The organism is Marinomonas sp. CT5 (genome assembly GCF_018336975.1).
GTDB lineage: Bacteria > Pseudomonadota > Gammaproteobacteria > Pseudomonadales > Marinomonadaceae > Marinomonas.
The window spans coordinates 2,671,424-2,683,909 of record NZ_CP025572.1; the positions used below are offsets into that span (position 1 = coordinate 2,671,424).

Below are 12,486 nucleotides of genomic sequence, written 5' to 3' on the forward strand. Positions count from 1 at the left end.
TTCAAATAGAGCACACAAATCTTACTGCTGTTTATTTCTGACAATTCTAATACAGAAGCCTTTTGAAACAAGCATCAATACCTCATAATAAAAAACTGACACTCTCAAAAGCAATCACACAGCAAAGGATTCCTATGGACTGGCTTTTCCTATCAACAATTGCCATTGCCGTTTTCATAACAGGCATTTCTAAAGGTGGCTTTTCTGGAGCATTTGGGATCATCGCCGTCCCCCTCATTACCCTTCAGACCTCTCCAACATTAGCCGCAGCTATTATGCTGCCAATCCTTTGCATCATGGATTTATTCACCGTGCAAAAGTTTTGGAAAAAATGGAATTCAGAGCAACTTTTGAAATGCATTCCTGCCGCAATAGCTGGTGTCGCCATCGGCGGCCTTACTGCTTCATGGTTTTCTGCAGAATGGTTAAAAATAATGGTAGGAGTTATTGCCGTTGGTTTCACTTTGAATTCATGGCCCAGAAAAAGCCGAACAAGATTACAAAAGCCACTTAGCCCTTTTATAGGAAAAGTTTGGTGCGCCATTGGAGGTTTCACCAGTTTTATCGCTCACGCTGGAGGACCTCCGATGAGCGTTTATCTACTTAGAGCCAACCTTGAAAAAACCCAATATGTTGCAACCGCTGCGGTCATCTTCACCGCCATCAACTATGTCAAACTCATCCCTTACGGAATGCTTGGACAACTGAACACATCAAACGTACAGCTTTCTCTTTACTTTACCCCAATCGCCTTCCTAGGCGTGCAATTAGGAGCATGGCTACACTACCGATTATCAACCGCTTTGTTTTTCAAAGCCATGTACAGTTTTCTCTTCCTAACTGGGTTAAAACTAATATGGGACGGTGTATCCGGACTAAATTAACAACCGGACAATAAAATCTGGTGACAGGCTTAAAACATACAACGCCGCCACCAGATAACGATCAACCGAAAACTACTCTTCCATACCGAACATGGATTTACGATAATGCTTCAATTCACCAATAGACTCCAAAATATCATCCATTGCCAAATGTGACCCAGACTTAGAGAATCCCTCCAACGCTTCTGGTTTCCAGCGTCTTGCCAATTCTTTTACCGTACTCACATCCAAATAACGATAATGAAAGAAAGACTCAAGCTTCGGCATGTAACGATACAAAAACCGACGATCTTGCCCCACACTATTTCCGCATATTGGCGATTTTCCTGCAGGAACATACTGAGCCAAGAATTGAATAGTTTCTTCCTCTGCTTGCTCCATACTAATAGAGGAAGACAGCACTCTCGCCGTTAATCCAGAATCACCGTGATGCTGAGTACACCATTCATCCATCGCATCCATCACTGCTTTTTCTTGATGAATAGCAAGACTCGGGCCTTTCGCAAGTACATTTAAATGCTTATCTGTTACGACAGTCGCAATCTCAATAATAGTATCTGTTTCCGGGTCCAATCCTGTCATTTCAAGATCGATCCACACTAAATTCTCTTCATTTAAGCTCATAACCTTCCAAGTCCTTTATTATCATTGCCAAGCATTATACTCTATGCGCCTTACTTTATGACCAGACGAAACTAATGTCGAAGCGAAAACTTACTAAACAACAAACTTGGCGAATCGAAAGAATTCAAAAAGAGCGCGTTGAACGCACTCAAAAACGTGGTGAAGTTGCCGAAGAATTACTCCAATCATCCGACCTCGGACCAGAGACGGAAGGTATCATTATTTCTCACTTCGGAACCCAAGTGGAAGTCGAAGGCACCCAAGAACCTTTTATTGGCATATCGACACGCTGTAACTTACGCGCCAATCTCGGTCAATTAGTAACCGGTGACAAAGTAGCCTGGCGCCCCAAACAAAACGAGGGCGGCGTTGTTGTTGCCACCACACCGAGACACACCTCCCTGTCTCGCCCCGACATGCACGGCAGAATAAAACCTGTTGCTGCCAACATAGACCATATTATTGTCGTCATAGCAGCCGAACCCGTCGCTCATGCCAACCTAATAGATCGCTATTTAGTTGCCGCTGAAACAGTGGGGATTCCTCCCGTCATACTACTTAACAAGTGTGACTTGATAGACGATAGCAACAAAGAAGATCTAGATAAGCTTCTTAAAACTTACGAAGACCTAAACTATAAAATCATCAGAACCTCCATTAAAAACCAAGCAGGTATGGAAGCTCTCTATGATTTCTTGCAGGACAAAACAAGCGTATTTGTAGGTCAATCTGGGGTAGGCAAGTCGTCTCTGATTGGCACCCTACTCCCAAACATAGACATTAGCGTGGGTGAACTTTCCCAGAAACGTAAAAAAGGCGTGCACACAACCACGACAGCACGGCTATTCCACATGCCGAAAGGTGGCGATTTAATTGATTCTCCAGGAATTCGAGAATTTGGCCTATGGCACATTTCTGAAGATGAGCTACTAAACGGCTTTATCGAATTTCGCCCACACATTGGTTATTGCCGATTCCGTGACTGTGCCCATGAAAAAGAACCCGGCTGCGCCATTCTTGAAGCATTAGATAAAGGAGAAATAACCGAACACCGCTTCCAAAGCTTCCTCAGAATCAAGCAATCAATACGAGAAAACCAAGCCTTCTAAAAAACTTTTTCAGGAGTAAGCTTTATATCTGATTGCAGGCCAGGATTACCAAAATAGCGACGATTCTGGTCAAGCAGCTTTTTATAAGCATCATCGGTCAATAACGTAATGCTGATACGTCTATTCTCAGGGCTATTCAAATCAAATCTGTTATAAGGGATAGTATCTGACAAACCTATCACTTGAGCAAAACGCTTATCTTTCACACCTCCCTCTTCTAGAATTCGTCGAGCTGCATTGGCTCTTAACGCTGAAAGATCCCAATTATCAATACCACCAGAACCGCTAAATTTAGATGAATCAGTATGCCCTGTAATAACGATCGGATTGGTAACCTTGTTAAAAATGGGAGACATTGTTAGCAACGTATTTTCAATGTCTGGCATCATACGCGCACTACCACGCTCAAACATTGGCTTATCTGGGTCATCTAGTAAGGTGATTCGCACTCCGAGAGGTGTAATTTCAATACGCAAATTCTTCTGCTTAGAAACAACAATATTCATCTTCTCCATTTCTTTACGTATGGCCTGATTAATCCCTTTCGACTCACTTGATCCCGGTCCCTTACCACGCAACTCATCTTTTGACTCAGTCACAACACTACCGGGGTCTGGCAACTTTAAATCCAGCTTTCTTTCATCACTCTTAGCCGGACTCCCTCCTAAATCAATAGGATTGGCACTATAACCTGCATCTGAAGGCCCCATTGGATCTTGAAAATAACCTTCAATACTTTTTAGCTCTGCTGGAGATGCAACACTAATGATCCACAAGACGAGGAAAAAGGCCATCATTGCCAGAGCAAAATCAGCCAAAGCGATTTTCCATGCCCCACCGTGATGACCACCCTTTTTAACCTTTTTAACGCGACGAATTACCAGCCCGTTAGATCCTAGAGCCATCCTATTATCCCCCTATTCTCGAATACACTCATTTAACGGTACTGTTTAAGTTCATTTGATAATTCAATAAAGCTTGGACGCATATCAGGTGGCAACAGCTTACGACCCGTTTCCACCGCAACAGGAGGAGCATAACCAGACACAATTGAGTTTAAGCACGCTTTAACGCATAGATAAGCCTTTAATTCATGACTTGCCAAAGTCTCTAAATGCGATGCCGCAGGACCGACGAAGCCATAGCCTAAAAAGATCCCCAAGAAAGTACCGACCAAGGCTGCCGCAACATGAGTGCCGATTTCTTCTAACGGCCCACCAATTGACCCCATGGTAATCACAATCCCCAGTACCGCCGCGACGATACCAAAACCAGGCAACGCTTCTGCGACGCGGTTCAACGCATGACTTGGCTCAACCAGCTCCTCTTGTATCTGCTCAATCTCATTATCCATAATAGCTTCGATTTCATATGCAGGCAGGCCAGTTAAAGTAAAAATACGATAGTTATCTGTTAAAAAGTTAACCACCTCATGATCACGAACGACATCAGGGAAACGGTTAAATAACTCACTAGTAAAAGGCTCTTCAATATCGTCCTCAATAGACAGAAAACCTTCTTGACGGCTTTTTTGAAACAAGCAGTACATCACCCCTAATAACTGTAAATAGAATTTTTTGTTATGGCGACTACCTACAAAAACCTGAGGCAGCATGGTGAATACTTTTTTCTGTACAACAAATGGATTAGCGACCATAAAAGCCCCTAATGCCGCACCACAAATAATGACCACCTCAAAAGGCTGCCATAACGCCAACAAATTCCCGTGAGATGCTAAATAGCCAGTTACAACACTAACAACAACCACTAGCAAACCAGCTAATGCAAACATATTTTCTTCCTTAATACTGACAAAGTATGCTCTCACCTCAATATACAGTATGATTAATGAGATCAAAATATAAGAACGTCATTTAAACACTAACTTCAACAGAGCCACTAATGTAACCAGCTATGAAAGACAAGTCACCTTCTGGCCTAAATGAATGGCTACATTTTCTAAAAAATAAAAAATTTCCTGTTAGAGCAGTTAATTTGGCTCGTCTAAAAACCCAAATAAAAAGAGCAGAAGACACCCTTGATGATATGCAAGCCAATATCGCTTCAGATCCTCTGCTAGCCTTTGCTATTCTAAACGAAGCTAATCGTACCGTCCCAAATAAAAACAGCGAAATAAAAACACCATTTCATGCAGCTTCAATGGTGGGAATGAATGGCATAGAAAAACTATTACCTCACTTCGTTTCTTACGAAACCAAAAACAAAAAAAATTCTCCTCACCTCACCGAATTTTTAAGCCAATTACAAACTAGCTACGAAGCTGCAACCATTGCCAGGCATTGGGCAATTGAAAAGCTGACCAGTCACGAAGATGATATTTTTTGGATAACACTCTTTCGAGACTCGGCTAGATGGCTTTTGTGGTTTTATGCCTATCCGACCATGACAGAGCTTAATAAAAGAATTTCACTTGGAGAAAAAGCCAACCAAGCTGAGCTTGCTGTTTTAGGGTGTCGAATAGATGAGCTTACCGTTCACCTTTGCACTTTCTGGAACGCTCCAGACAAGGTCACAGACTCCTTCTTAACAAAATTCATACCCAATACAAAAGAGATGCAGTCGCTCGCTCACCTAGCACACCATCCAGATGAACTACCTGGCTTTACGGAAGACAAAAGACTAAATATTTTGGTTAACAGTCCGTTAATTTTTTCATACTGTGCTAGCAAGGTTGCCCATGAAGCCACTCTCATGAGATGGGATTCTAAAAATCTACCTTTCTTTTATCGCGTAGTAGCAACGGTAATGCATAGACGTGTAGGTGAAGTAATTAAGACTGCACACTTAGCCAGCACAGAAGCCGCCAAGCTTTACAATACGGGTGGTAAAATTCCTCTAGCACAACAATTGCTTGACCCTAACTTATTTACCAAAAAAACGAAGCAAGCCATCAAAACCAAATTACCACCAATTGATGCCCTAAAAGCCGCACTCAATCAAACACCAGATATGGACACCAAACAAAAAGCAAACCTAGCTTTAAAAACCATTAATCAAGCAATCCCAAACGCGCAACACAACATTATTTTCAAACACTCAAATAATAGAACAGGCCCAATATTTCAGTCAGGCTATAAAATTGAAACCATCAAAAGCATTAAATGGAACTCACCATCAAACGTCTTTAAAAAACTATCCAACACACGCTCTGCTATACATTTATTTGGAACAAAGCTTGATAAACTATTAAAAGACTTTCCCGATACCTCAGATAAAATCATCGACCCAAACAGCCATCTAATGCTTGCATCAACACCATCATCTGATGCGGAAGTAATGATATTTTGGCTAGAAACAAGGAAAGAATTTAGCGAATCAGATTACAAAAACCTCAAACGCATTGTGTCTTTAATCAGCCACAAACCAATATAAATTCAGCTTTATCAGGATACACAACGTGAATAAAGACCAACTATTTGCATTTGCACAACACTTAACACCACAAAAAACACTTTCTCGACTAATAGGAAGAGTTGCAGAATGCGAAAACAAATGGGTAAAAAACACCTTTATCAGTCAATTTGTTAAAAAGTACCAAGTTGATATGTCGGAAGCCATCAACAGCGATGCCACTTCTTACCGCAATTTCAATGATTTTTTTACTCGCGCCATTCGCCCTGAACTGCGCCCTATTTGCAATAAAGAGAATAGCATTGCCTGCCCTGCTGACGGCGCAGTAAGCCAGTTAGGTAAAATTGAACACGGCACACTTTTTCAAGCAAAAGGCCATCACTACAGCCTAACAACGCTACTAGGCGGCGACGCATCATTGTCCAACCAATTTCTTGGTGGCTCATTCGCTACAGTTTACTTATCACCAAAAGACTATCATCGAGTACACATGCCATTAACCGGCAAACTCACAAAGATGATCCACATTCCTGGAAAGCTTTTTTCCGTTAACAAAGTGACAGCGGAGCAGATCCCTAACGTCTTCGCCCGCAACGAACGTACCGTTTGTTTATTTGACACAGAAGCAGGCCCAATGGCTGTTATTTTGGTTGGCGCCATGATCGTAGCCAGCATCGAAACCGTTTGGGCAGGACAAGTAACACCATTCAACAAAAATGTTGTTACTTGGGACTACAAAGAACTGAACGACATAAAGATCAAAAAAGGCGAGGAAATGGGCCGCTTCAAATTAGGCTCAACAGCTATCGTTTTATTTGGCAAAGATGCGATTAACTGGGAAGAGTCCATCCAAGCGGACACTCCAACCAAAATGGGCATGCACTTCGGCAAGATTAATAAATAGCCACATAACCCAGTTCCACAAAAAAGCCTGCAACCAGCAGGCTTTTCCCTTCTAACCCAAGCAATGTCTACACTAAATACCCGCTTGAATCACCGGAATAATATCTTGGCTGACCATATCATGAAGTAAATCACGGTAGCCTGTTTTACCTGACGGCAAAAACTCATCAGAAGTAATAGCTATGGTTAATTCCAGCTCTGGAAAAACATAAATCATCTGACCACCATACCCCCAGCCAAAGTAACCCTGCACCCCAGCAAAAGTCTGAATAAACCACCCGTAACCATACAAACCACGATGAAAACGCGAATGCGTTCTCGGCTGCCAACTTTCTGCAATCCATTTTTCAGAAAGTATACGACGACCGCTCTTAGTTACTCCGCCACGTCGATACAACTCACCAAAAGCCAATAAGGAAGCTGGCGTCATACCCACTTGATTTCCGCCCATCGGAATTCCTTGAGGATCTGTTTCCCAGCTTTCTATGCGAATACCAGAACCTCTAAACCAACGATTAGCTAGTTTATAAGTATGCTTTCCACTCTGACGCATGATGATGGCAGACAGCAGATGCGTACTGCCCGTTGAATATTCCATATCTCCACCAACCTCTTCCACAAAAGGTCTTGATAAAGCGTCCTTCACCCAATTAGAACTTGCTACCCAACGACCATAATACTCGCCGGAAGTACGCTCAAGGCCCGCCTGCATGGACAACAAATGACCGATAGTAATATCATTCAATTGAGAGTCAGGATCATCAGGTAACTGATCAGATAAAATAGGCGCAATAGGCTGATCAACCCCTTTAATAATCTCTTTATCTATCGCCATCCCAACAATGCTAGACATGATAGATTTAGAGGCCGATTTGATATTGGCGACAGCATGAATGTCTGCCTTGTTATACGCCTTAGACCAAACAATCTCCCCTTTATGAGCAACTTGCACCGTCTTAATATTAGGAAAACTTTGTGCCGTTTTATCCATCTCACTCAAATCTAGAGCCAAAACAGGAGCACTAACCAACAACAGCAATGAACTAAGCAATAAAAAGTACATATCCCAATAATCGCCTTATCTTCAAAGAAACACTTAAACGCAACAAACCAATAAATAAGATAACAGCACAACAAAAACTCACAAAAAAGCCTGCAATTTAGCAGGCTTTTTAAAAAGTTAAACGCACTCAATAACTAAGGCAAATCGTCTTCTAATTCTTCTTTTGGCGTCGGCACCAAATCTTCTCTCGTCACATTCATTGCAAGCAATAAATTTGCTGCCACGAAAATAGACGAGTATGTACCTATAATAATCCCTACTAATAATGCCATAGAGAAATTATGAATCGCCTCACCGCCGGCAACAAATAACACTACCAACACAAACAAGGTGGTTAATGATGTAATCAATGTACGACCAAGGGTCTGGTTGATCGACTCATTCACCAAATCGTAAGGCGTGGTATCGCGCATAATACGAAAATTCTCACGAATTCGGTCACACACTACGATCGTATCATTCAAAGAGTACCCCACTACCGCAAGCAATGCCGCCAACACAGTAAGGTCAAACTCCACTTCAAAGATAGAAAAGAAACCCAACGTAATGATAACGTCGTGAATCAAAGCCGCAACAGAAGCGACAGAGAACTTGAACTGGAAGCGCACCGCCACATAAATCATGACGATCGCTAAAGCCAGCAACATACCCAAGCCGCCCTGCTCACGTAATTCTTCACCCACTTGCGCACCAACGAATTCTGAACGCTGAAGGGAAACGGCTGTCTTACCATGATTTTGAAGCGTTGCTAATACCTCATCACCCAATGTCGCCGTGTAGGCATTCGCCATACGGACCACAACATCAGTGGGCGAACCAAAGTTTTGCACGACAACATCGTCATAACCATTCTCACCCAATAAGGCACGAACATTATCCAGATTAGGAGCTTCTTCATAAGCCACCTCAATCAATGTCCCCCCAGTAAAATCCAGCCCAAACTGCAATCCCTTTGTTGCTAAAGAAACAAGAGAGATCAGTATCAGCGTAAGTGAAAAGACAGCTACGATTTTACGCATTGCCATAAACGGAATATTTGTCACTTTCATGGCATTCTCCTAAATGTACAGTTTCTTATTTTTACGACCACCATACACAAGGTTCACCTGTGCACGGGTTACCACGATGGCCGTAAACATAGAAGTCAGAATACCCAGCGACAATGTCACTGCGAAACCTTTCACAGGGCCAGTTCCTACCGCAAACAAAATCACAGCCACCAGTAATGTCGTGATATTGGCATCAAAAATAGTGGTAAAGGCGCGGTTAAAACCAGAATGTATGGCCTGCTGACTGGGTACGCCACTCGCCAATTCCTCTTTTATTCGCGAGAAAATAAGCACGTTGGCATCCACCGCCATCCCCATTGTCAAAACAATACCCGCAATACCGGGTAAGGTAAGCGTTGCAGACAACAAAGACATACAAGCCATTAGAAGCACAATATTCAAAGCCAAGGAGATATTGGCAAATATACCGAATACCTTGTAGTAAACCAGCATAAACAACATAACAACTAACAAGCCAATTTGCGCAGAGTTCACACCAAGCTTGATATTTTCAGCACCTAGGCTAGGACCGATAGTACGCTCTTCAACAAAATAAATTGGCGCGGCCAATGCACCAGCACGAAGCAAAAGAGCCAACTCAGAAGATTCACGAGGACTGTCTAAGCCTGTGATACGGAACGAATTACCCAAAGTAGTCTGAATGGTTGCCAGAGAAATAATCCCTTTCTCACTGTAACTTCTTCGCACTTCTTGCATTTTGCCATCTTTTTCAACAAAACGGCTACGCGACTTATGCTCAATGAAAACAACCGCCATGTTACGACCAACAGCAGAGCGAGTGACTTTACTCATCTGTTTACCACCTTTGGCATCCAGACTTATGTTCACCTGTGGACGACCATTTTCGTCAAAAGAGGAACTCGCATCTGAAACACTATCACCAGTGATAATGATATCTCGCTCTAATCGCGCCGTACGCCCACTACCATCACGGAAAGACAAAGTTTCAACATCTGCCCCTTTATCATCCAAACCCGCTTCTAAATGGAACTCTAGGTTTGCCGTGGCACCGATAATACGTTTTGCTGCCGCCGTATCTTGGACACCTGGCAGCTCCACCACAATACGGTTACTGCCTTGACGTTGCACCAATGGCTCCGCAACACCCAACTCGTTTACACGATTACGTAACGTCGTTAAGTTTTGCTGTAAAGCGTAAGATTCAATCGACTTAGTTTCGGCCTCAGTGAAACTGACATCCAAATAGAAGTCGCTACCATCTTGGCGAGTCGCATAACGGTACTCAGCAAAGTCTTTCTTTAGCAGAGTTTCTGCTGAAGCCAGATCTGATTCCTTCAAGAAACGGATAGACAGCACGCCGTCTTCAATATCCACACTGCGATAACGAACACGTTCTTTACGCAACGCCGCCTTCATTTCACTTGCGCTAACTTCAAGCTTTTGTTTTAGCGCCGCTGGCGTATCCACTTCCAAAAGGAAATGCACACCACCACGTAAATCTAACCCCAACTTAGCCGGACCCGCTCCTATTGAAGACAGCCATTCTGGCGTCGTCGGCACGAGATTAAGCGCTGTTACATAATTATCACCCAAAGCCGCCGCCACAACAGGCTTAGCAGCAAGTTGGTCCTCACCGTTATTAAAACGCAAGGTACCGCCAGCAGAGGTAACCTCTGCTTCTTTTAAATCTATATTCGCTTTAGAAAGCGCATCTTTTGCTTTTTGCAAAGTTTGCTCATCAACAACAGCCGTTGCTTTTTGGGTAGATATTTGTAGCGCTGGATCATCCGGATAAAGATTTGGGAATGCATAAAGTAGCCCCAAAGCCAAAACAAGAAGAATTAGCAAATACTTCCACAAGGGATACTTGTTAAGCATGAAAATTCCTTTACACCTAAAAAATTGAATGGATCGATAAAGAAGAAAAGCGCCTAGGCAGGCGCTTTTCAAAGAAGGTTAAATTGACTTCAACGTTCCCTTAGGTAAAACAGCAGCAACTGAAGATTTCTGAAATTTCATTTCAATGCCTTCAGACACTTCAAGTACTACATAGTTATCGTCTACTTTAGACACTTTACCTAGTACACCACCGCCAGTTACTACCTCAGTGCCTTTTGCTAGAGATGCAATCAAGTTTTTATGCTCTTTTGCACGTTTAGCTTGTGGGCGCCACATAAGGAAGTAAAAAATAACGACGAAGCCAGCAAGAAGTACTAGGTTAAAAATACCTGCATCTGCTGGTGCGCCACCTTCAGCGTAAGCTGGTGAGATCAATGCGATCATGGTGTTAACTCTCCAATGGTTTATGAAACTGTTGTAAGCTCCTTTACACAGGAACTTACATAATTTTGTTTATTATTCACTCAAAGCTGGCGTTTCTAGGCCTCGCTTCGCATAAAATTCATCAACAAAGGCGTCAAATCTACCTTCATCGAGCGCCTTACGCAATCCCGCCATGAGCGTTTGGTAATATCGTAGGTTATGAATCGTGTTTAATTGTGCACCGACCATTTCTTGACACTTATCCAAGTGATGTAAATAAGACCGAGAAAAGTTTTTACAAGTGTAACAATCACATTCTTTATCTAATGGATCGACATCATGGCGATATTTCGCATTTCGAATACGAACAACGCCTTCTGATGTAAACAAATGACCGTTACGCGCATTACGTGTTGGCATAACGCAATCAAACATGTCTACACCACGACGGACACCTTCAACCAAATCTTCCGGCTTACCAACCCCCATCAAATAACGTGGTTTGTCTTCCGGCATTTTTGGCGTAGTGTAATCCAATACCTTCATCATTTCTTCTTTCGGCTCACCGACTGACAAACCGCCAATAGCGTAACCGTCAAAGCCAATATCCACCAACCCTTCTAAAGACTCGTCACGAAGGTTTTCGTACATACTGCCTTGGATGATACCAAATAACGCCGACGGACTGTCACCATGCTCATCCTTTGAGCGTTTAGCCCAACGCAGACTCATACGCATAGATTTAGCCGCCACTTCAGGCGTCGCAGGATAAGGCGTACATTCGTCGAAGATCATTACAATATCCGAACCAAGGTCTCGCTGAACCTGCATGGAAATTTCTGGGCTTAAAAAAACCTTAGACCCATTAATGGGTGAACGGAAACTCACGCCCTCTTCGGTGATCTTACGCATCTCCCCTAGAGAAAATACCTGAAAGCCACCGGAATCGGTTAAAATCGGCTTTTTCCATTGTGTGAAGTCATGCAAATCGCCATGCGCTTTCACAACATCCGTTCCAGGACGTAGCCACAAATGGAAAGTGTTACCCAATATGATATCAGCACCAATTTCTTCAATATCTTTGGTCAACATACCTTTCACAGTACCGTAAGTACCAACTGGCATAAAAGCAGGCGTTTCAACTTTCCCACGTGGAAACGTCAGAGTCGCACGACGCGCTTTTCCTGACGTAGTGTGAAGTTCAAAATCCATAAAACATTCTGGACGTTTATCAGACA

12 protein-coding genes are annotated in these 12,486 nt (G+C 42.9%); 4 read left to right on the forward strand and 8 right to left on the reverse strand.

The features are described from left to right. The first annotated feature begins 62 nt into the window (after nucleotides 1-62). Nucleotides 63-884, forward strand: coding sequence for a sulfite exporter TauE/SafE family protein (locus C0J08_RS12625; RefSeq protein ID WP_249344270.1), 822 nt, complete (start codon nucleotides 63-65; stop codon nucleotides 882-884). Nucleotides 885-956: 72 nt separating this feature from the next. Here the strand turns inward: C0J08_RS12625 and orn are convergent, their stop codons facing one another. Beyond that, nucleotides 957-1,508, reverse strand: coding sequence for an oligoribonuclease (orn, locus tag C0J08_RS12630; protein WP_212652306.1), 552 nt, complete (start codon nucleotides 1,506-1,508; stop codon nucleotides 957-959). Between the two features lie 74 nt (nucleotides 1,509-1,582). On the opposite strand from orn, the gene rsgA reads away from it, so the two are divergent. Next, a complete protein-coding gene (gene rsgA, locus C0J08_RS12635; protein ID WP_212652307.1) occupies nucleotides 1,583-2,617 on the forward strand; it encodes a small ribosomal subunit biogenesis GTPase RsgA in 1,035 nt (344 codons plus the stop codon). Here rsgA and C0J08_RS12640 read toward each other — a convergent pair. Together C0J08_RS12640 and motA are read right to left on the reverse strand one after the other, a co-directional pair. Then, complete coding sequence (locus C0J08_RS12640; protein ID WP_212652308.1) at nucleotides 2,614-3,522, reverse strand: flagellar motor protein MotB; 909 nt, start codon at nucleotides 3,520-3,522, stop codon at nucleotides 2,614-2,616. The genes rsgA and C0J08_RS12640 overlap by 4 nt on opposite strands. A gap of 32 nt (nucleotides 3,523-3,554) precedes the next feature. Beyond that, nucleotides 3,555-4,409 (reverse strand): flagellar motor stator protein MotA, encoded by an 855-nt coding sequence (motA, locus tag C0J08_RS12645; protein WP_212652309.1) that lies wholly within the window; start codon nucleotides 4,407-4,409, stop codon nucleotides 3,555-3,557. Between the two features lie 122 nt (nucleotides 4,410-4,531). On the opposite strand from motA, the gene C0J08_RS12650 reads away from it, so the two are divergent. Together C0J08_RS12650 and asd are read left to right on the forward strand one after the other, a co-directional pair. Continuing rightward, a complete protein-coding gene (locus C0J08_RS12650; RefSeq protein WP_212652310.1) occupies nucleotides 4,532-6,010 on the forward strand; it encodes an HDOD domain-containing protein in 1,479 nt (492 codons plus the stop codon). Nucleotides 6,011-6,035: 25 nt separating this feature from the next. After that, nucleotides 6,036-6,893 carry an archaetidylserine decarboxylase gene (gene asd / locus C0J08_RS12655; RefSeq protein ID WP_212652311.1) on the forward strand — a complete coding sequence of 286 codons (858 nt, stop codon included), beginning with the start codon at nucleotides 6,036-6,038 and terminating at the stop codon, nucleotides 6,891-6,893. Between the two features lie 72 nt (nucleotides 6,894-6,965). On the opposite strand, the gene C0J08_RS12660 is transcribed toward asd, so the two are convergent. From C0J08_RS12660 to tgt, 5 genes are all read right to left on the reverse strand, one after another. Next, nucleotides 6,966-7,955: a serine hydrolase domain-containing protein gene (locus C0J08_RS12660; protein ID WP_212652312.1), complete on the reverse strand. Its 990-nt coding sequence runs from the start codon at nucleotides 7,953-7,955 to the stop codon at nucleotides 6,966-6,968. Nucleotides 7,956-8,089: 134 nt separating this feature from the next. Next, nucleotides 8,090-9,004, reverse strand: a complete 915-nt coding sequence (gene secF / locus C0J08_RS12665; protein WP_212652313.1) for a protein translocase subunit SecF — start codon at nucleotides 9,002-9,004, stop codon at nucleotides 8,090-8,092. A gap of 9 nt (nucleotides 9,005-9,013) precedes the next feature. Continuing rightward, the gene (gene secD / locus C0J08_RS12670; RefSeq protein ID WP_212652314.1) at nucleotides 9,014-10,864 is read right to left on the reverse strand and encodes a protein translocase subunit SecD; all 1,851 of its coding nucleotides are present in this window, start codon (nucleotides 10,862-10,864) and stop codon (nucleotides 9,014-9,016) included. Between the two features lie 78 nt (nucleotides 10,865-10,942). Beyond that, nucleotides 10,943-11,269 carry a preprotein translocase subunit YajC gene (yajC, locus tag C0J08_RS12675; protein WP_012070335.1) on the reverse strand — a complete coding sequence of 109 codons (327 nt, stop codon included), beginning with the start codon at nucleotides 11,267-11,269 and terminating at the stop codon, nucleotides 10,943-10,945. A gap of 72 nt (nucleotides 11,270-11,341) precedes the next feature. Continuing rightward, the gene (gene tgt, locus C0J08_RS12680; RefSeq protein WP_212656306.1) at nucleotides 11,342-12,460 is read right to left on the reverse strand and encodes a tRNA guanosine(34) transglycosylase Tgt; all 1,119 of its coding nucleotides are present in this window, start codon (nucleotides 12,458-12,460) and stop codon (nucleotides 11,342-11,344) included. Between the last annotated feature and the right edge of the window lie 26 nt (nucleotides 12,461-12,486).

What these genes read in the sequence shown, in the direction of transcription:
- motA (WP_212652309.1), bottom strand. Translation starts at nt 4,409, where the DNA reads ATGTTTGCATTAGCTGGTTTGCTAGTGGTTGTTGTTAGTGTTGTAACT.
- C0J08_RS12650 (WP_212652310.1), top strand. Translation starts at nt 4,532, where the DNA reads ATGAAAGACAAGTCACCTTCTGGCCTAAATGAATGGCTACATTTTCTA.
- C0J08_RS12640 (WP_212652308.1), bottom strand. Translation starts at nt 3,522, where the DNA reads ATGGCTCTAGGATCTAACGGGCTGGTAATTCGTCGCGTTAAAAAGGTT.
- secD (WP_212652314.1), bottom strand. Translation starts at nt 10,864, where the DNA reads ATGCTTAACAAGTATCCCTTGTGGAAGTATTTGCTAATTCTTCTTGTT.
- rsgA (WP_212652307.1), top strand. Translation starts at nt 1,583, where the DNA reads ATGTCGAAGCGAAAACTTACTAAACAACAAACTTGGCGAATCGAAAGA.
- yajC (WP_012070335.1), bottom strand. Translation starts at nt 11,269, where the DNA reads ATGATCGCATTGATCTCACCAGCTTACGCTGAAGGTGGCGCACCAGCA.
- orn (WP_212652306.1), bottom strand. Translation starts at nt 1,508, where the DNA reads ATGAGCTTAAATGAAGAGAATTTAGTGTGGATCGATCTTGAAATGACA.
- tgt (WP_212656306.1), bottom strand. Translation starts at nt 12,460, where the DNA reads ATGGATTTTGAACTTCACACTACGTCAGGAAAAGCGCGTCGTGCGACT.
- secF (WP_212652313.1), bottom strand. Translation starts at nt 9,004, where the DNA reads ATGAAAGTGACAAATATTCCGTTTATGGCAATGCGTAAAATCGTAGCT.
- C0J08_RS12660 (WP_212652312.1), bottom strand. Translation starts at nt 7,955, where the DNA reads ATGTACTTTTTATTGCTTAGTTCATTGCTGTTGTTGGTTAGTGCTCCT.